Genomic DNA, 20072 nt, shown 5'->3' on the forward strand with positions numbered 1-20072 from the left:
CTTGTTATTAATAAGCTCGCGCAAAATAAACTAAATTAGTTGCTGGTTGTCTGCAATGAAAACAAGTTGTTTTTTTTGTTGGCACATCAAATGGAATACAACGTGATGTTGTTTGTGTTTCAGCTTTAATTGTATCTTCGCACTCAATGCGACCACAAAACGGCACTAAAAATAAACCATTCATTTTTGCTAAAGTTTTTTTATACTCTGAATAATTATCGATTTTTTTTGTCCGTTGATGACGATTATCCAAAGCTCTTTGGTATAAATTTATTGCAATTTGATCTAATAAATCAGAAACTACTTTTTCAACTTCTGTTCAGGAAACAGTAATTTTTTCAAAAGTATCACGCCGAGCAATTGTAACTTGTTGCTGTGCTAAATCACGAGCTCCAATTTCAATTCGCAATGGAATTCCCTTAATTTCCGCATTAGCTGCACGAAACCCAAAACCTTTGTCTGATTGATCAATTTCACAACGATATTTGTGTAATTTTTTTTGTAGTTGCTCAACTGCAGATAATTGCTCATCATTATCATTATTAATTGGTAAAATCATAATTTGAATTGGCGCAATTTGCGGTGGTAATACTAGTCCATTATTATCACTATGTGTCATAATAAGCCCCCCTATCAAACGCGTTGAAACCCCTCACGATGTTGAATAAGCATATTCTAAAGTATTTTTTTGATTTGAAAATTTAATATCAAATGCTTTAGAAAAATTTTGACCAAAATAATGACTAGTCCCACATTGTAAAGCTTGACCATCATACATTAAAGATTCGATCGTATAAGTTTCTTCTACTCCAGCAAATTTTTCACGTTCTGTTTTTTGCCCTTTAATTACGGGTAATAATAAATTTTTTTCTGCAAAAGTAGCATAAATATCTAAAATTTTTAAAGTAAATTGCTGTGCTTCTTGTTTTGAACTATGAATTGTATGCCCCTCTTGTCATAAAAATTCACTTGTACGTAAAAACGGACGGGTCGTTTTTTCTCAACGTAAAACATTAACTCATTGATTATATAACAGTGGTAAATCATGATAACCTTGGATTTCTTTACTAAAAAAGGTTCCAAAAAGAACTTCTGATGTTGGTCGAATGTATAATTCTTCATCTAAGACTTTATCTCCAACTTTTGTTACTGTTGCAATTTCTGGTGAAAACCCTTCAATATGTTCTTTTTCTTTATTAAAAAGAGTTTTTGGAATTAGTAAAGGAAAATAAACATTTTTTACACCATTTTTTTTAAATTCAGCATCTAAAATTTTTTGAATATTTTCTCAAATTGCATATCCATAAGGTTTAAAAATAGTTGTTCCCTTGACTGGCCCATAGGCAATTAAATCAGCATTTAAAACAATATCAGTATATCATTGCGCAAAATCAACTTCACGCAGAGTAATTTTCTCTAACTTTCTCTTCATTCTTTACTTCTTTCTACCTTCTGTTAACACATTAAAAACATTTCCTTTTTCACCTTGAAAAATTTTAAGTTTTAAATTATTACTTTTAACATACATTTGAATTCGATTTAAATACTGATTATTTTTCATTAATATTCAGCGAATTGCTGTTGGTTTCACATCTTCAAAAACTTTTACGCGGCGGGTTACATCATCATATTCTCAATCTTTTTTTGTTAAATGAAATAAATTTTGAATATCAATTGCAATCACAGCAATTTGACTTGGATCAACTTTTTGCTCTGCAATTCAACTTCAAAAATAATGTCGCGTTGAATTATCTAATTCAAACTCTAAATGATCAGGTTTTTCTAAATATGTTCAAACAATATATTCACTTTCTTTTGCTAAATGAATATTTTTAACTGGCTGTAGTCCAAATTCCAATTGCCGCAAAACATTACTAATATCAGTATAAAATAATAATGACTTAATTCGCTGGCGATTTAATTCTTTAATAATTTTGTGCGTTTTACGCCGTTTAAAACTAAAACCAGTTTTAATTTTACTATTATCATCTTCATCTTCAAACAAACTACTTTCTAAATTATCTGATGATGACAATGATTTTTCTTGTAATAAGTTATGCTTTTTTTCTGTTTGATGTTCCTTTTCTTTGTCATCTTTATTTTTTAATTTATTAAATAGCATTATACCCCCTCCTTCACATATTAATTATACAAAAAATTATTCTTGATATTAGCATTAACTTATAAAATTGGTGAGACTAATTTTAAACATGTTAACAATAGTCGATAACTCAAGGGTTTATATTTAATTGGTCATTCCTGTCATAAAATTGAATGTTCATAATCTCATTCCCAACGAGGAATAAAGCTTGCGACTACCTCTGGATCATAAATAACTGCTGTTGTTTGATGGTCAGAAAAGAAACTACGGTAATCTAAATTACAAGTCCCAATCACAGCAATATCATCATCAAAAATAGCAATTTTATTATGGCTAAAAGTATTATTCATTTCATAAATTTTAACACCACTAGCAAATAAAGGTTTACAGTAACTTTTTGTTATATCTAAAACAAAAATTTTATCAGTCAAACCTGGAATTGTTAAACGAACATCAACTCCAGCACGTGCTGCAAGAATTAAAGCTTGAATAAGATCATCTGGTGGAATAAAATAAGGAGTTGATAATCAAACTCGTTTACGAGCTTTGTTAATTAATGAAATATATAGGTCTTTGGTAATGGAATGATCAATGCTAGGACTATGATTAACAATTTGTAAATGTGATTTACCCTTCATATTGTATTGTTTTGGTGCTAAAATGGCTGGTTCTAAATCTGTGATTATTTCATGACGTTTAGTTGCAAAAAATCAGTCATCAGCAAAAATTACTTCCAAACCTCGAACCGCTTCACCTTCAATTCGTACTTGTGTATCATGAAAAATTCCAAACTTTCATGATTTATCAGCATATAAATCGGCTAAATTAATCCCACCTGTATAACCAATTAAACCATCAATAATAACATCTTTACGATGATTACGATAATTGGCATTCCCACTAATAAAAGGTGTAATAATTGGTAAATATTTATGAACTCGAACACCAGCTTTAATTAATTTTTTAATACTTTTTTTACTAATTTTAAAGTAACTACCAACATGGTCATAAATCATATAAACCCGAACACCAGCTGCAATTCGCTCTTTTAAAACTGCTAAAAAAGATTCAAATAGTTCACCATCAGCAACAATAAAATAAGTTAATAAAATATATTGTTGTGCTTGTTGTAAATCTGTTAATAATGATTTAAAAACACGGGTCCCATTTGTAATTATTTTAATTTTATTATTTTGGTATAGTGGCTTATTTACATGCCGCATTAATAATTCAACAACATTCCCAAATTTTTGATTAGGAGCAGTATATTTTATTAAACATGTCTTATTTTTTTTACAATAAGTATCATATTCTAATTTATTTAAATGATTGTACAACAATGATTTTTTATTTGAATAATGGTATTTTCGACCAAAAAAAACATATGAACATAGACCAATAAATGGCACAAAATTAATAAAAATAATTCAAGAAAATTTAACTTCATAACGTCGTTTGGAAAAAAAGAAAGAGAATGAGAAAATTAAATCAATAATAACAATTCCTAAAAAAATATATAAGAATTTAACATTGAAAATAATAACGACAACAAGTAACCCCATAATCGCCATACCAAATAAAAAAATCATTGATAAAATAATTTTTAATCAATTTTTCATTATGCTTCCCCTTTATTGCACAATATTACTACTTTTATTATACCAATAATTTAAAAAGAGTTATAAAAATTATTTATAACTCTTTATTACTTTTTTTCGTTAAATGTAAATTAAATGGCGGAACAGGAGAGACTCGAACTCTCGCGCCGGTTACCCGACCTAACACCTTAGCAGGGTGCCCTCTTCTCCAACTTGAGTACTGTTCCGTGGTGATACCCTATATATTATACAAAAGATATCATTTTAAACAAGAGAAAAAGATTATTTTTTTCAACCTATCCAATTAAAATATTTTCTTCAACATAACTGTATTCTTTTTCACCACTTCCACGAATTGAAACTAATAATGTTGAAGAAACTCCTAATTGCCCAATAAACATTAATAAAATCAATATTAAAGTACTTAAAATACCAATGTTATATAGCTCGGTAAAATTTAAAGTACTTAATCCTGTTGTTCCAAATGCACTACAAATTGTAAAAAAAGTATTTAAAACATCAAGATGAGGATTTTCAGCACTAATACAGATAATGGCAATTGCAATTAAACCTCCTGAAATAACAGTAACTCCTAACGCTCGTTTTACTGTTTCATTTGGGATTTTCCGTTTAAAAGCATTAACACTATTATTATTCCGAATAATAGACCAAATTGTAATGATAATAACAGCTAAGGTTGTTGTTCGAATCCCCCCTGTGGTAGAAGAAGGCGCTGATCCAATAAACATCATAATTGACATCACTATTCGTGATCCTAATAAAAAGTTACTCATTTCAACTGTTGAATAACCTGCATTTCTGGTTGACATTGTATTAAAGAAAATATTCATAAAACCATTTCAATTTGATTTTGAATTTCGTAAAATACTTTCCATATGCTGAGCAGTTTCAGGATGGATTGTATTAATATTCGTAAATTCAATTAATCAAACACTAAAAACACCAATAATTGATAAACCAATATAAGTAATTAAATTAATTTTAGTAAATAAGGTAAATTTAACATGTTCTTTTCGTCGTCATGCTACAAATTTTCGTTTTAAATCGTAAAAAGTTGGAAAACCTAAACCACCAATAATAAATTGGAATAAAAACACAAATTGAATAAAATAATTAGTATTATAAGGCATTAATGATGAATTACCAATAATATCAAACCCAGCATTATTAATTGATGAAATTGAATGGAAAACACCGCTTCATAAACTTCGTCAAAAATTATGATAAGTAACATTATCAATCATGAATTTTCCTTCTACTGATAACGGTGAAAAATAAAAATTACAAAATAATAAAATTGCTCCAAAACATTCCAAAATAATTAAAAAAATAAAACTATTTTTAATTAAATCCATTGTATGCCCAAAGTTACTACTTCCTCGTTCACCTTGCACTAGCATTTTATCCTTAATTGAAATTCGACGCCCTAATCATACAAAAATCATAATTTTAAAAGTAGCAATTCCAAAACCACCTGTTTGAATTAAAATTAAAATTACCAATTGTCCCCAAAAAGTATAATCCGCTGCAGGATTACTAATTGTAATTCCAGTATCAGAAAAAGCACTAGCAGCAGTAAATAAACCAATTAAATAATTTCACGCAAAAGTAACTGAAGGGTTTAAAATTTTACCTTTTCCATCAAGAATCATTCGTTCTCCGCCATGAACAAAACCTGGAATTGATAACAGTAGTCCGCCTAAAAGAACAATTAAAATATAAACTAAAAATAATCTTCCCGATATTTTTGAGAAGGGTAACCAATGACGACGCCGTGTTAATGGTGCAGTTGGGTCATTATTACGTTGTCGTTTATTATCATTTTTTCTTTGAAAAATATTTTTGAAATATAATTGAAAAAAAACCATTTGTGTCCCTCTTTCATTAATATTATTATATACTACAAGTTAGTAATTATTGCTAATAATAAAAAAAATAGTATAATTAAAAGTGCAATAAGGGGGGGGAGGAATGGCAAGAAGAAAAAGTTTTGCAATTATTGGACTAAATAATTTTGGACGTTCAATAATTGAAACACTAATTGCGCGAAAACAACACATTATGGTCTTTGATATTGACCAAACTAAGGTTAATAATATGATTGCTAGTTATGAACAAGTTGATGGCGTAGCATTAGACGCAACAGTTAAAACAAATCTAATTGAGCAAGGACTAGACGAGTATGATACTGTCATTATCACAATCGCAAGTAATATTGAAGCTAGTATTTTAACAATCATTGGATTACAAGACCTTGGAATTACTAATATTATTGCGAAAGTAAAAGATATCCGTCATGCACGAATTCTAAAAGCATTAGGAATTAATAATATTATCCAACCCGATACAATGGCCGGAAGTATTACTGCAACTAAAGCAATGTTTGATATTGACATTGAAATGCAAACTGTTGATGAAAATTATGCATCATTAATTATTCAGGTGACTGATCCAAATATTGAAGGACAAACATTATCAGAATTACGTTTTATTAATAATAAAGATTATAATATTGTTTATGTTAAACGTAAAGGCCGTGTTATTTTACCCGGAGATGTTGAAACAATTAAATTAGATGATGAATTATTATTTATTGCTAAAATTAGTGCAATTAATGATTTAACAATTAAATTACAAAAAATTGATCAAGAATATGAAAAAGATGGTAAGTAATAGAGTGCACCCATTTTAGTAAGTACTAATAAAAAAGTATTTACTATTTTTTTAATTATATCTTTTTCTTTACGATTTGAATATCATGTATTTCATTTTATAACATCTTGTATATATTCTTCATGTGAATTATATATTTTATTATGGATTGTAGCTTTCTATTGTAATACCGTTAGATAAACATTTATCGTGATAAATAGTGGATGTATATTGATATCCGTGATCTGAGTAAATTATTATTCCATTCAGATCTTTTTTTATTAATTTTATTTTATTAATTGCATCATTTAAATTATCCATTACTAATTTATTTTCATTATATTTAGATCACTTTACATCAACTATTTCTTTAGTATATCCATCAATAATTGTTGATTGATAATATCTTTCTCCTTTTCAAATTAAATATGTTACATCAGTATATAGTACTGAAAACCTTGTTTTTATATCATTGAATTTACGATTAATTAAATCAGGATATTGCAATAAGCTTTTTTCTTTATTCTGTTTATATTTCATTTTTCTTCTCATTTTTCTTACATATTCAGGTTGTATTTGATTATCACGCATAATTCTTAAAACTTTTTTTGAATTATATTTTATACCATAATCTTCCTTTAAATATTTAATAATTCTTCGATAACCAAATTGTTTTAAATTTTCTTCATAGACTTTTACAATATCATTTATTGCTTTTTTATCTTTTTTGCTACTGTCATAATTTTTATATTTATCTCAATAACTACGTTTTAACCCTGTTACTTCTAGTAATAATTTTATTGAATATTCACAAAAATTTTGTTTAATAAAAGAGACAATTCTTAGTTTGCTTAATTGTAAAAGTCATGGAGCTTTTTTAATAATTCATACCTTGTTTTATAATATTCTAAATTTCTTTTGGCAAAAGAAATTTTAGGTCCTTTAGGATTGTTTAATTTTCCTTTTTTATGATTTGCTCATCAAGATTCTACTGTATTTGCATTTATATTATATTGTTTTGCTACTATTCAACAACTTTTTTGTTTAATTTCCTCAATGATTTTTGTTCTAAATTCTGATGTATATTTGTTATATTTTTGTCCTTTTTTTGCCATATAAAAATGCACCCCCTATAAAAATTTAGCAAAATCTTTTTTTATTTTACTTACTTTTTGGGGTGCACTCTATAACCATCTTTTTTTTCCCTTGTTTCGCTGTAATTAATTCAATAACTACTTGTTGGCCAATTTCTGGGGCAACTTGTCCTTTTGTTAATTTCATTAATTCACCCATAAAAAACTTAATTACTCGTTCTGGTCGTTGCTCATATTGTTCTAGCATTGCTATATTAGCATTAAAAACTGGCTCAATAATTGTTTTAATTTCAACTGGGTCACTAATTTGTTTTAATCCTAATTCAGCAACAATTTTCGTTGGAGCACAATCTTCATTTAAAATTCGTTGTAACACTGTTTTAGCTTGTTTATTTGAAATTACATTTTGATTAATTAACATAATTATTTCAACTAAATTTTGTGGTGTTAATGCTGTTTCACTTATTGTTAATCCCTTTTGATTTAAATAAGCACTAATATCACCAATTAAATAATGAGCAATCATTTCATAATGTGGTGATAACTTAATTGCTGCTTCAAAAAAATTCATTAAGGCATAATCTTGTAAAATAATTTCAATATCAGCTGGTTTTAAATTTAATTTTGATAAATAACGTTTACGTTTGACAGCTGGTAATTCTGGCATATTTTTAAGAACTTTTGTCATTCAATTTGGATCTAATTTAATTGGAAAAATATTTGGTTCAGAAAAATATTTATAATCAATAGCATCAGTTTTATGACGCATTAAAACCGTTGTTTTTGTTTTTTCATCAAATCGGCGTGTTTCTTGTTCAATTCTTTTTCCCATTAATAAAAGTTCACTTTGTCTTTTAATTTCATATTCAATTGCCTTTTCAACATTTGCAATTGAATTAAGATTTTTTAATTCAACCTTATCACCAAATGTTTTTACACCAATTGGACGTAACGAAATGTTAACATCGCATCGTAATGAACCCTCATTCATTTTAGCATCACTAACTTTGGTATAAACTAAAATTTCACGTAAAGCTTCTAAATATTGACGAACTTGAAACGCTGACCATAATACAGGACGAGTTACAATTTCAATTAAACCAATTCCAGCACGATTATAATCTAATAACGTTTGGTCTTCTTCATGCAACTGTTTAGCAGTATCTTCTTCAATGTGCAGACGTTCAATTTCTACTTTAAAAGGTTTATTATTCTCATCAATAATCGTTAAATATCCATTTTGACCAATTGGATAATATTGCTGCGTAATTTGAAAACCTTTTGCTAAATCAGGGTAATAATAATTTTTACGATCAAATTGAATGACTGGATCAATTGTCAAATTAAGTGCTTGGCAAGCAATTAACGCTAACTCAACTCCCTTTTTATTAACTGTTGGCATTATTCCTGGATAACCAACATCCATTGGATTAACCATACTATTGGGTTTAGCCCCATAACTCACTGCGCCAGAAGAAAACATTTTTGTCTTTGTTTTTAATTCAACATGATTTTCAATTCCAATTACTACCTCAAAATTAATCATGATTGTTCCCCCTTTCTGGTGCTACTTTATTTTTAATTCCAACAATCTCTTCAATTAATAAACTAGCATTAAAGACCTTTTGGTCAGCAAAAGGAGCAGCATTAACATTTATTCCAATTGGCATTTTATCAACAAAAGCAAGTGGAACAGTTAATGACGGATTACCCATTAAATTACCTAATACTAATAAATCATCAACATAATTTTCTAACTCTGCCTCTGTTAAAATTTGATTTTTAATAGTAGTAATTTTTGGAGCAATCGTTGATGCAGCTGGTAATAATAAAAAGTCATATTTTGCAAAAACAGTAGTTAAAGCATTGACAATTAAACGTCGTACTCGTTTTGCTTTTAAAAATAATAATGTTTGGTTATTTTTTGTTAAAGTGTACGAACCAATAACATAACGACGTTTAACAACATGACCAAAACCATTAGTTCGTGAATTCATCATTACTTCTTGATAAGTGTCCCCATCAACTCGTGTTCCATAATTAATTCCATCCAACATTGAATGACTACTTACTGCTTCGGCAAAAGAAATCACCATATAAACTGGCATTAATGCTTTTAGTAAATCTTCTGGAAAATCAATTGCTGTAACACTAATTCCGCGGGTTGTTAATTCATCATATAAATGATCAAAATGAATTCTAATTTCATCTGGAAGAATCGCATGCGCATTTTTTAAATAAGCAAATTTTTGTTCTTTGATTTTTTCTGATGATAAATTTTTAAAATAACCTTGTTTCTTACTCTTTAATGAGGTTGCATCCTTATGATCTTCTTGTGCTAAATAATCAAAAACAATTGCACTGTCTTCAACAGTTCGAGTAAAATATCCAACCGTATCTAATGATGGCGCATAAGGAAAAACACCATACCGTGAAATTAAACCATAAGTTGGTTTAAAACCAACAACACCACAATAACCTGCTGGTTTTCGTACTGAATCACCTGTGTCTGTTCCTAATGCAAATGGAACAACACCAGCTGCAACTAAAGCTGCTGAGCCAGATGATGAGCCACCAGTAATCCGGCTCAAATCTCAAGGGTTTAAAACATCTCCTGTTAAGGCATATAAACCATGCCCACCCATTCCTAACTCATCCAAAGCTGCTTTTCCTAATAAAATACTATTGTTTTCTTTCAAAATATTAGTTACTGTTGATTCATAATTTGGAATAAAATTTTCTAAAATTTTTGAACTCGCCGTTGTTTTAATTCCTTTTGTTGCAAAATTATCTTTTGCAAAATATGGTAAAGCAAATAAATAATTATTTTTAGGAACAACAAGGTGGTCTAATTTAGCTGCCAAAGCTGTGGCTTTTGTTTTTAATTCTGTCACTGTTGCATTTAAAACCTGATATTTGTCTAAATTAGTAAAGGCATCCTTAACTATTTGCGATGGAGTAATTTTTTTAGCAACTAAAAGATAATGTAATTCTTTGATTGAATAAGCTGCCATTCTATTTAACCACCTTATTAATTACAATATAATCATCTATTTTTTTTGGTGCTGCCGCTAAAATTTCAGCTTGCGGAGCAACATCAATCTCATCATCCTTACGTAAATAGTCAACTGTTAAATCAAATGGAAAATGCATTGAATGAACATTAGTTGTATCAATTTTTTGTACTAAATCCATTTGCTTTAAAATAACATCAAATTCTTGACTTAAATTAGTTAGTTCCTCATCTTGTAAATCTAGCATAATATCATGTGCTAACATTTGTAACACTTCTTTTGTAATTCGTGCCATCTTATCCCTCCTTATTTAATAATTGTTGAAATTCTTCTTCATTAATAATTTTAACATTTAATTTTTGTGCTTTTACTAATTTATTACCAGCATCAGCCCCTGCCAGTAAATAAGTGGTTTTTGCACTAACACTTTCAGAAATTTGCCCACCATAACTTTCAATTAACTCTTTAAAATATTCTCGTGGTTTTGAAAAAACTCCGGTAATCACAAACCGATAATTTTCAAACTTCTGTGCTAAATGCTGATTAGTAACATAATACTTCATTTTAACCCCTTTTTGGCGTAGTAAGGCAAGTTCTTGTTGATTAGCTGGAATTGCAAAATAATCAACAACACTAGCTGCTACAATTGGACCAATATCATTAATAATTGATAATTGTTCAATATTCATGGTAGCTAAATTAGCAATTGTTTTAAATTGTCGTGCTAATAATTTTGCTGTTTTTTGACCAACATGTCGAATTCCTAATGCAAACAATAGTCGCTCTAAGGAATTATTTTTTGAATTATTAATTGAAGCAATCATATTTTCAAATGATTTTTCACCAAAATTTTCTAATTCAATAATTTCCGCTTGGTATTGCTCTAATTGATATAAATCACTAAAACTTTTTAAATATCCTAATTTAAATAATCGTTCAATAATTTTTTCACTAATTCCTTCAATATTCATGGCATTTCGTGAACAATAATGTTCTAACCCCCGAGTAATTTTTTTAGGACAAACAGAATTAATACAATACTGGTCAACCTCACCTTCAACACGTTCTAATAAAGAATTACATTCTGGACAATGCGTTGGCTCATGCCATTTTTGAGCATTTTTTGGGCGACAAGCTACAACATAATTAATCACTTCCGGAATAATATCCCCCGCTTTTTTAACTTGAACATTATCACCAATCCGAATATCACGCTCAGTAATAAAATCAGCATTATGTAATGTTGCTGCTCGTACAATTGTTCCTGCAATACGAACTGGCTCAAGAACAGCATTATAAGTAATCCGTCCTGTTCTTCCAACAGAAGGAAAAATATTAAGCAATTTTGTAGCCACAACTTCTGCTGGAAATTTATAAGCTATTGCTCATTTTGGATTTTTAGCAGTATAACCTATGCGATTATATAAATTTAAGTTATTAACTTTAATCACAATTCCATCAATTTCATAACCTAATTGATGACGTTTTGGTTCATACTCTTGAATATATGCTCACACTGCCGCAATATTTGAACAATAACGATACTCAGGATTTGTTTTAAATTTTAATTGTTCTAATCTTTGTAACGCTTCGTATTGTGATTGAATTCCATCCTGCAAAGCATTAACATAATAATATAAAAATGCATTTAACTTTCGTTTTGCAACAATTGTTGAATCTAATTGCCGTAAAGTTCCTGCTGCTGCATTTCGAGGATTAGCAAATTCAGATTCGCCATTTTTCGCACGTTCCTCATTTATCTTCTTAAATTCTTCAACTGATAAATAAACTTCACCCCGAACAGTTAAAGTTGGTTGGTCAATTCGAAGCGGAATTGATTTAATTTGTTTAATATTAATAGTAACATCTTCACCAGTAAGACCATCTCCACGAGTTGCCCCCATCACTAAAAGATGATTATCATAAACTAATGAAATTGATAATCCATCAATTTTTAATTCACAAGTATATTCAACCTCTGGCAAACCAGTCAATTCTTTAATTTGTTCATCAAAATGAATTAAATCATCATAATTAAATGCGTTTCCCAAGCTTAACATTGGACTTGTATGAACATATTTATTAAACTTTTCGCTAACTTGACCAGAAACACGTTGCGTTGGAGAATCAATTGTAATTAATTCACTATATCGTTGTTCAATTGCAATTAATTCTTGCATTGCTCGATCATATTCTTGATCACTGACACTAGGGTTATCATTCACATAATATTCATAATTTCATTGTTCTAACTGTTCTTTTAATACTAAACTACGTTTTTTTGCTTGTTCAAAAGTCATAATATCCTCCTTTATTTTATTATTTTTAGGTTCTTTTTATGATGCGGGGGAATTGGTGGTTTTTTAAAATGCCATTTTTTAAACGGTTTAATTTTCAATGCATAAACACTAATATTTAAGGCAACTAATAACGCAATAATAAAAACCGTAGCATTGTTTAACAAAGCCTGTTCATTAAAAATTAAAATTAAAAAACGCCCAACTAACGGATTAAAGAAAGTTACTGTTAAAATTGATAGCATATTAATTGGAGTTTTTGCAACAAAATTCGGAATTCGTTCAAAAAGGAATAATCAAATTAAAGCTAAACCTAAAAAGACAAAAGAAATAATTAAGAAGACAATATTTGTTCATGGTTCTCAACGCCCTAATTCTAACTGCACATATAAGGCTGATGCAATTGTTTCTAATGTTCAAAAATTTAAGTTATTTTCCCCCATTGCTAAAACAATAACTACTGAAATTAGAGTAAAAATAATTGGTACAACAAATAATAATTTTTTTTGCCCTAGATACATCATTATTTCAATATCATGTACTCGTGAATAATTGCGATATAACAAAAATGATAAAATTATCATTAACAAAAATAATCCTAAAAAAATAAAAATTAGTAAAATATTTTTTATTTGTGCGTTGTAAAAAATAAAACATAATGTTGAAAATAAGGTAAACTTAACCATATCTTTTAAGAAATTAGTTTTATATTTTAACATACTAATTCATGTTGAAACATAAATAGTAAATAGCATAATATACGATGCATCTCATTCGAAGGTAATATAACTTGCAAAAATAATACCAATAATTCAAAGCATATTACGACTGCGGTATTCTTCATTTGTGTAAATTGTCATTAAAATAAAAGTGACAAAAAATAAACCAGTTAACATATTCTGTTGATGCCATGAATCATATTCAAAATAATAAATTAATAATTTTGAAGCAGATAAAACAAGGAGTGATAAAGTACCAATTAAAAAACGATTACTTTTTTTATTAGCAAAATTACTCAATAATGTTACAAAAATTGAAGCAAATAGCATTGCATCTAAAATATTTAATAAATTTCAAATAATATCACTTGGATCAATTCCAGTCATTACAAATCAAACTGAAACATTTGTAAACCAAGATAATGTTGCTAAAGCTTGAGCATTAGCAATCGTAACATTTGGATTTAATTTAAAAATAATATTATTATCAACTGAAGCAAAAAAATAAAAACTTAAAATATAACTATTAGTAATGTTTGAACCTGAAGGAGCAATAAAATAATTTTTAGCATAATATAATGCCATAAAAACACCAAATGCAACAAAAAAAATGGCGTGATTTCAATCTCATAAATTAATATTAAATCAATAACGAATAAATAATAACAAAAATAATGAATATAAAATATTAATTGATAATAATGAATAAACTAAAATAATATAACGTAAATTAGGAATAAATTCTAATGGAATTAGCAAAAAAGAAATAACAGCAAAATAAAAGAAAAAACCCATAATCATCTCAAAATAAATATTTTTAGTTCGAATTTTTAAAAATTCGGCTAAAATTGCCCCTGTTGAAGAAAAGACTCAGTAATAATATAAGAAAAAAACAATCGCAATTAAAACTATTTTTACCATTTGACCTTCTTCCTTTCTTAACAATTATAGCAAAAACACTCTAGAATATACTTTATAAACAAAAATAAAAGTGATTTCCATTTTATAAATCACTTATTAGTTAAAATTATTTCCTATTTAATAACAGCAATAATTTCTCCTTGTTTAACATTGCCTGTTTTAACAATATTAATTGTCTTACCGCTCATTGTTTCTGGTGTAAAAACAATTGGCGTATCTAAACTTGGTACATTTTTAGCTTTTAAAACTGCTAAATCAACATTACATAATAAATCCCCTTGTTTAACATTATTATCTTGTTTTACTTGAATATCGAATCCTTTTCCATTTAATGAAACTGTATCCATTCCAATGTGTAATAACATTTCAACACCATTATTACTTTTGATTCCATAAGCATGACCTGTCGGAAAAACGGTAATTAATTTCCCAGCAATTGGTTTAATTGCTAAACCCTTACCTAACATTTTTTGTGAAAATACTTCATTTTCAACTTTATCTAAAGCAATAACTTCACCATCTACAGGGGCAATTATTTCAAGTTCTTTTGGTTTTTTACTAAATAATCCCATCTTTTCTTCTCCTTTTTTCATTAAGCAGACAACTTTGTCATCTATCTTTAGTATACTATAAAATTATTAAATTTATGTGCTATTTTTAAAACAATGGAAAACCAACTAGTTGTTTAACTAAAACCAAAATAGAACCAATTAAACAAAAAAACATAATAAAAATAAAATTAAATACTTTTTTTGAAAAGCAGTCCGAATTGTTATCTTCTGTTTAACTGCAAAATTATCATTTTTAGCATTATGGCGTGTTTTATACCATTGTCTTCAATATCAAAATCCACTAATAATTGATAATGCCGTAAAAATAACAACAAAAGCAATTAAAACTGGCAAAGGAAGGTCAATTATTGCATACGTATTTAGATTTATCATTTAAACCACCTATTTTAATAAAAAATAACACTATATAGTGTTATTTTATCAAAATTTTAGACTTCTAAAGCATTTTTTGTTCTTTTTTCAACTAAAGCTAAAACTTCATCACCTGTTTGGCATTCTAATGCTTCTGTTACTAATTGTTCCATTGCCGAAACTTCTAATTTGCTAATAATACGACGCGCATTTAAAATACTTGTGGCAGACATTGAAAAGTAATCTAATTTCATTCCCATTAAAAGCGGAATTGCTTGTTCCTCTCCAGCCATTTCACCACACATTCCAACCCATTTTTCTTCTTTATGAGCACCATCAATAATTGTTTTAATTAAACGTAAAACAGATGGGTTATATGGTTGGTATAAATATGCCACAAATTGGCTCATTCGATCAGCTGCCATTGTATATTGAATTAAATCATTAGTTCCAATTGAAAAGAAATCAGCGTGTTTTGCAAACTGATCAGCTAACATTGCTGCTGCTGGAATTTCCATCATCATTCCAATTTCAATATTGTCTGCAACTTTATGTCCTTCTTTAAGTAAAATTGCTTTTTCTTCTAAGGTAATTTTTTTTGCAGTTTTAAATTCATCAACTGTCGCAATCATTGGAAACATAATACCAACTTTCCCATGCACACTAGCACGTAATAAAGCACGTAATTGTGTTCGAAAAACATCTGTTTTATCTAAACAAAGGCGAATCGCACGATATCCTAAAAATGGGTTCATTTCTTCTGGAAATTTAAAATATGATAATTTTTTATCACCACCAATATCCAATGTTCGAATAATCACTGGGCGCCCTTGCATTCCTTCCAAAACACCTTTATAAGCTTCATATTGCTCATCTTCAGTTGGGAAATGGTCATTATCCATATATAAGAACTCACTTCTAAATAATCCAATTCCTTGCCCACCATTTTCCAAAACACCTTGAACATCTTTTGGTGCTCCAATATTTCCTTCTAAAACAAATTTTTGATATCCATCTTTTGAAACTGTTGGTTTATCTTTAAATGCCAATAGTTCTTGTTGCAATTGTAAAAATTTTTCTTTTTCTGTTGTCCAAGTTTTAATCTCCGCCGATGTTGGATTTAAGATAACTTCTCCTGTTGTTCCATTAATCATAATTATTTTATGATGGTTTGCTTGTTTTGTAATATCTTTTAATCCTAAAACAGCTGGAATTTCTAGACTACGGGCCATAATTGCAGCATGACTAGTACGCCCCCCCATATCACAACTAAATCCTTTCACAAATTTAGGATTTAACTGCGCTGTTTGTGAAGGTGTTAAATCTTCAGCAACAATAATAACTTCTTCACTAATAGTTGCTAAATCTAAGACCGGAACATTTAAAATATACTTAATTAAACGATCAGTTACATCTTTAACATCAGCTGCACGCTCTTTAAAATATGGATCATCCATACTTGCAAACATTGTAATAAACTTTTGAGCAACAGTATGAATTGCATATGCTGCATTATTATTACTCTTAATGATATTTTTTGCTTCGTCAATCATTGCTGGATCACGCAAAATTTTCTTATGTGCTTCAAAAATTGCTGCTTTTTCCGCTCCTAATTTGTCTAAGGTAATCTTTTGTAGTTTTTCAATATCTGTGTTTGCCTTTTGCATTGCTGCTTCTAGTATTTTAATTTCTTTTGCCGAATCAGAAACCGTATTATTCGAAATTTCATATTTTGGTTCTTCTAATTTAAAAACTTTGGCAATTGCAATTCCATTGCTAGCACCTATCCCGTGCAGTTTTTTTGACATAATAAAAAATCCTCATTTCTCTTTCTACTAAAACTATTTTTATTATATATCGAAAACTGGAAAATTGTTGCATTTTAACTAGACTTTTTGTTATAAGACATTATTTTTTGTAAAAAAACAATAAATTTAAGTAACTATTTTATTTTTTTATTTTATAAAATTAAAAAACATTATTATACTTGTGGAAGATTATATCAACGAGTTTGCATAATTCCGTTAATAAAAATCCGATATCAATAAAATACAATTAATAAAGTACCTTGTTTAAAATTTAAATTTTTTATTGTATTAATTCTCATTCGTTGAATTTTTTTAATACTATAAATAGCAAACCAAGTTAAATTACAAACAAAAGCATAATCTGGAATTAATTCACTTAAATCAATGTTTTTGCTCAATGCTTGATATTTTTTTCTACACGAAAAATAAATAACTTATTGTTATTATTATTTAATTTTCATTGTCTATAAAAAGATTTAAATTTAAACTGACATTTATCACAAATCATTTGCTGCCCATTTTTTTGCATGACAAAACATACCTCGCTTTTCTTTTTTGTCACCCCACAAGTGTTGTTAATTAATATAAAATAAAAAATAAATAGAAATCACAGTTTTTTACTAAATAAATTATATAATAATTTTATTTATTTTATTATTTTTTATTAAAAGTTATTTTAAATAATAAAAAGTAGAGTAAAACTCTACTTTCTAAAAATTTGTTTTATATTTTATTTTTTGACTCACCATTTGTTAAAATTTCTTTTAAATTTTCATATGTTGTTTCAATCATATTTTTGACAGCTTCATCAGTATAAGAACCTATATGTGGTGTAATAATTACTCGTGGATATAAGGTAAGTAATTTATTTGTCAGATTATCTGGTGTTTTATTTTCATTAAAATCTTGGAAAAAAACATCACCTTCATTTTCTAATACATCTAATCCGACACCTTTTAAATGATTTGACTTAACAGCTTCATAAACTGCTTCACTATTCATTAGTTGACCACGCGCTGCATTAATTAACACTGCCCCCGGTTTCATTTGTGCTAGAAATTCTTTATTAACAAAATGATGATTTTGGTCTTTAATATATGGACAATGTAATGAAACTAAGTCTGATTCTTTAAGCAAAGTATTTAAATCAGTATATGTTAAAACTGCTCGCACACTATCATTTTCATAAATATCATATCCTAATACTTTAGCTCCCATTCCATGCCAAGCCTTTGCTGCTTCACATCCAATCCGACCAGTTCCAATAATTCCAATTGTTGAATTACGAATTTCTTTTGCAAACATAAAATCATCAACCTTGAAATTTGTTTGACGTTCATTATTAGCCATATAAAATAAATTACGTAAAAAAGCATTTCCCATTGCTACCGCTAATTCGCTAACTGCATTAGGCGAATATCCTGGTACATAAGCCATTTTAAAACCTAATTCGTGTGCTTTTGTTAAATCAATATGGTTATAACCAACTGTTCTTGTTAATAAATATTTAATCCCATATTCTTGCATTTTTAATAAATTTTTTTCATAACAATCACAATTTGCACGAACCATCACTGCTTGATATCCTTTAACTGTGGCAATATTATCTTTTGTTAAATATTCTTCAATTAAAGTTAAATCATAACCATATTTTTCATTTAGTTTTTCAAAAAATGGTCGTTCGGTTTTTCGAACGCCATAACAAACCATTTTAATTTTTATATTCATTGTTATTTTCTTTTAATATGTAAATAATGTAGTTGCCCCAATTCAATTGCTGTCGTAATAATTACTCAGAATGGTAACGAAATAATTAAAAATAAAGTTGAAACTAATGTTAAATTACTTGCTAACATTGGTTGCTTTTTATATCCTATTGAATATGCCACAATAACAGACGCTGGTGGTGCTGCCAACATAATGACAATAACAGTCAAGCCAACTGAATCTAATTTTCATACTCCTGTTTCTTTTCCAATCACAGCAAAAATAATTGCTAAAACTAATCCAATAATTGGTGCTAGAATAACTTTCATAATCATTCCATATTAGACTTTTTTTTCTTGCATTGCTTCACGCAATTTCCCTTTTGCTAAAGTCATTCCAATTGCTAATCATGCTAATGGTGTACATAATCCTTCCAATGTTTTTGTTATTTTAAATAATGGTGGAAAAGTATTATCTAATCGTAATGGTAAAAATAATTGACCACTACCAATTTTATTTTGATCAGTAACAATTTCAATTCCTGGAATTAATTGTGTTACTCAAAAGATAAATCCAATAATTGTTGCAATTAAAATTGGATTAACAAAAATTTGTTTTAAATTTGCCTTCACGGTTTCCATTTTTTTAGCTCATATTTCGGCTCTTACTTGTGCATACCCCATAGGATCTATTTTTGCATCGACAATTGTTTCTGCTGTTGTTTCAACTTCTGATGCTAATTGTCCTTGCACCGGTTTACTCATAACAATAAATCCTAATGAATATAAAAATACTCGATAAGGAATATTAAAGATATTAGCTGGTAATGTTGCTTGTCCGGCGTCAAATAAAGCTGTAACAACTGGAATTCCGAAGAAAGTAGTTGATGCAAAAACTGTACACATTGCTAACGTATCACGAACATCTTGCTCATATTTAATATAAAAATATTTTGCTACAATTCCTAAAATAATATAAAATAAAAATCCGACTAATAAAATTGCTGCTTGTGTTTTAACTTGTTCAACTGTTGTATCAGCCATAAAACCATCAAATGCTAAACATGGTAAACCAACAACCATGACAATTTTAATTAAGACAGCTTCTCAATCTTTTTTAAAGGTTCCACGTTTTGTTAAAAACCAACCTAAAAAAATTACAAACATGGTTGCAATAATTGCACTTTAAAAACCCCACGCTTTTAAAGTATCAAGGAC

Annotated in this window: 19 protein-coding genes and 1 tRNA gene; 1 reads left to right on the forward strand and 19 read right to left on the reverse strand. The window is 28.3% G+C overall.

The window, feature by feature from the left end; translation table 4 throughout:
* Positions 1–7 precede the first annotated feature (7 nt).
* The 5 genes from proS to AACL22_RS06000 form a co-directional block, all read right to left on the reverse strand.
* A complete protein-coding gene (gene proS, locus AACL22_RS05980; protein WP_338990392.1) occupies positions 8–1432 on the reverse strand; it encodes a proline--tRNA ligase in 1425 nt (474 codons plus the stop codon).
* A gap of 3 nt (positions 1433–1435) precedes the next feature.
* On the reverse strand, positions 1436–2122 hold the full coding sequence (locus AACL22_RS05985) for an acetyltransferase (RefSeq protein WP_338990394.1): 687 nt from the start codon (positions 2120–2122) through the stop codon (positions 1436–1438).
* Positions 2123–2181: 59 nt separating this feature from the next.
* Positions 2182–3720: a cardiolipin synthase gene (gene cls, locus AACL22_RS05990; RefSeq protein WP_338990395.1), complete on the reverse strand. Its 1539-nt coding sequence runs from the start codon at positions 3718–3720 to the stop codon at positions 2182–2184.
* Between the two features lie 115 nt (positions 3721–3835).
* Positions 3836–3926, reverse strand: a tRNA-Ser gene (locus AACL22_RS05995).
* A 69-nt stretch (positions 3927–3995) separates the two neighbouring features.
* Positions 3996–5588, reverse strand: a complete 1593-nt coding sequence (locus AACL22_RS06000; protein ID WP_338990396.1) for a potassium transporter TrkG — start codon at positions 5586–5588, stop codon at positions 3996–3998.
* 103 nt (positions 5589–5691) lie between these two features.
* Here AACL22_RS06000 and AACL22_RS06005 point away from each other — a divergent pair, with 103 nt between their 5' ends.
* Positions 5692–6393 carry a potassium channel family protein gene (locus AACL22_RS06005; protein WP_338990398.1) on the forward strand — a complete coding sequence of 234 codons (702 nt, stop codon included), beginning with the start codon at positions 5692–5694 and terminating at the stop codon, positions 6391–6393.
* A gap of 141 nt (positions 6394–6534) precedes the next feature.
* Here the strand turns inward: AACL22_RS06005 and AACL22_RS06010 are convergent, their stop codons facing one another.
* The 14 genes from AACL22_RS06010 to AACL22_RS06075 all read right to left on the reverse strand — a co-directional run bounded on the left by AACL22_RS06010 (position 6535) and on the right by AACL22_RS06075 (position 20021).
* Positions 6535–7257, reverse strand: a complete 723-nt coding sequence (locus tag AACL22_RS06010) for a DDE-type integrase/transposase/recombinase (protein ID WP_338993021.1) — start codon at positions 7255–7257, stop codon at positions 6535–6537.
* On the reverse strand, positions 7224–7487 hold the full coding sequence (locus AACL22_RS06015; protein ID WP_338988774.1) for a hypothetical protein: 264 nt from the start codon (positions 7485–7487) through the stop codon (positions 7224–7226). Before AACL22_RS06015 ends, AACL22_RS06010 begins: the two co-directional genes overlap by 34 nt.
* Before the next feature lie 46 nt (positions 7488–7533).
* Positions 7534–9012, reverse strand: a complete 1479-nt coding sequence (gatB, locus tag AACL22_RS06020) for an Asp-tRNA(Asn)/Glu-tRNA(Gln) amidotransferase subunit GatB (RefSeq protein WP_338990400.1) — start codon at positions 9010–9012, stop codon at positions 7534–7536.
* The gene (locus AACL22_RS06025) at positions 9005–10480 is read right to left on the reverse strand and encodes an amidase family protein (protein ID WP_338990401.1); all 1476 of its coding nucleotides are present in this window, start codon (positions 10478–10480) and stop codon (positions 9005–9007) included. The genes gatB and AACL22_RS06025 overlap by 8 nt, the downstream gene beginning before the upstream one ends.
* 1 nt (position 10481) lies before the next feature.
* The gene (gatC, locus tag AACL22_RS06030) at positions 10482–10775 is read right to left on the reverse strand and encodes an Asp-tRNA(Asn)/Glu-tRNA(Gln) amidotransferase subunit GatC (protein WP_338990403.1); all 294 of its coding nucleotides are present in this window, start codon (positions 10773–10775) and stop codon (positions 10482–10484) included.
* A 1-nt stretch (position 10776) separates the two neighbouring features.
* On the reverse strand, positions 10777–12780 hold the full coding sequence (ligA, locus tag AACL22_RS06035) for an NAD-dependent DNA ligase LigA (protein ID WP_338990404.1): 2004 nt from the start codon (positions 12778–12780) through the stop codon (positions 10777–10779).
* Positions 12781–12791: 11 nt separating this feature from the next.
* Positions 12792–14417, reverse strand: a complete 1626-nt coding sequence (locus AACL22_RS06040) for a hypothetical protein (protein ID WP_338990406.1) — start codon at positions 14415–14417, stop codon at positions 12792–12794.
* A gap of 113 nt (positions 14418–14530) precedes the next feature.
* A complete protein-coding gene (locus AACL22_RS06045; protein ID WP_338990407.1) occupies positions 14531–14989 on the reverse strand; it encodes a PTS glucose transporter subunit IIA in 459 nt (152 codons plus the stop codon).
* Positions 14990–15127: 138 nt separating this feature from the next.
* Positions 15128–15361 carry a hypothetical protein gene (locus AACL22_RS06050; RefSeq protein ID WP_338990408.1) on the reverse strand — a complete coding sequence of 78 codons (234 nt, stop codon included), beginning with the start codon at positions 15359–15361 and terminating at the stop codon, positions 15128–15130.
* Positions 15362–15417: 56 nt separating this feature from the next.
* Positions 15418–17148, reverse strand: a complete 1731-nt coding sequence (gene ptsP, locus AACL22_RS06055; protein WP_338990410.1) for a phosphoenolpyruvate--protein phosphotransferase — start codon at positions 17146–17148, stop codon at positions 15418–15420.
* A gap of 173 nt (positions 17149–17321) precedes the next feature.
* Positions 17322–17546 (reverse strand): hypothetical protein, encoded by a 225-nt coding sequence (locus tag AACL22_RS06060; RefSeq protein WP_338990412.1) that lies wholly within the window; start codon positions 17544–17546, stop codon positions 17322–17324.
* A 325-nt stretch (positions 17547–17871) separates the two neighbouring features.
* Positions 17872–18876 (reverse strand): NAD(P)-dependent oxidoreductase, encoded by a 1005-nt coding sequence (locus AACL22_RS06065; protein ID WP_338990414.1) that lies wholly within the window; start codon positions 18874–18876, stop codon positions 17872–17874.
* Between the two features lie 2 nt (positions 18877–18878).
* Positions 18879–19190 (reverse strand): hypothetical protein, encoded by a 312-nt coding sequence (locus AACL22_RS06070; RefSeq protein WP_338990416.1) that lies wholly within the window; start codon positions 19188–19190, stop codon positions 18879–18881.
* Positions 19191–19196: 6 nt separating this feature from the next.
* The gene (locus AACL22_RS06075) at positions 19197–20021 is read right to left on the reverse strand and encodes an AEC family transporter (protein WP_338990417.1); all 825 of its coding nucleotides are present in this window, start codon (positions 20019–20021) and stop codon (positions 19197–19199) included.
* Positions 20022–20072: the final 51 nt, after the last annotated feature.

This window comes from Spiroplasma endosymbiont of Seladonia tumulorum, assembly GCF_964020235.1.
Lineage (GTDB): Bacteria > Bacillota_I > Bacilli_A > Mycoplasmatales > Mycoplasmataceae > Spiroplasma.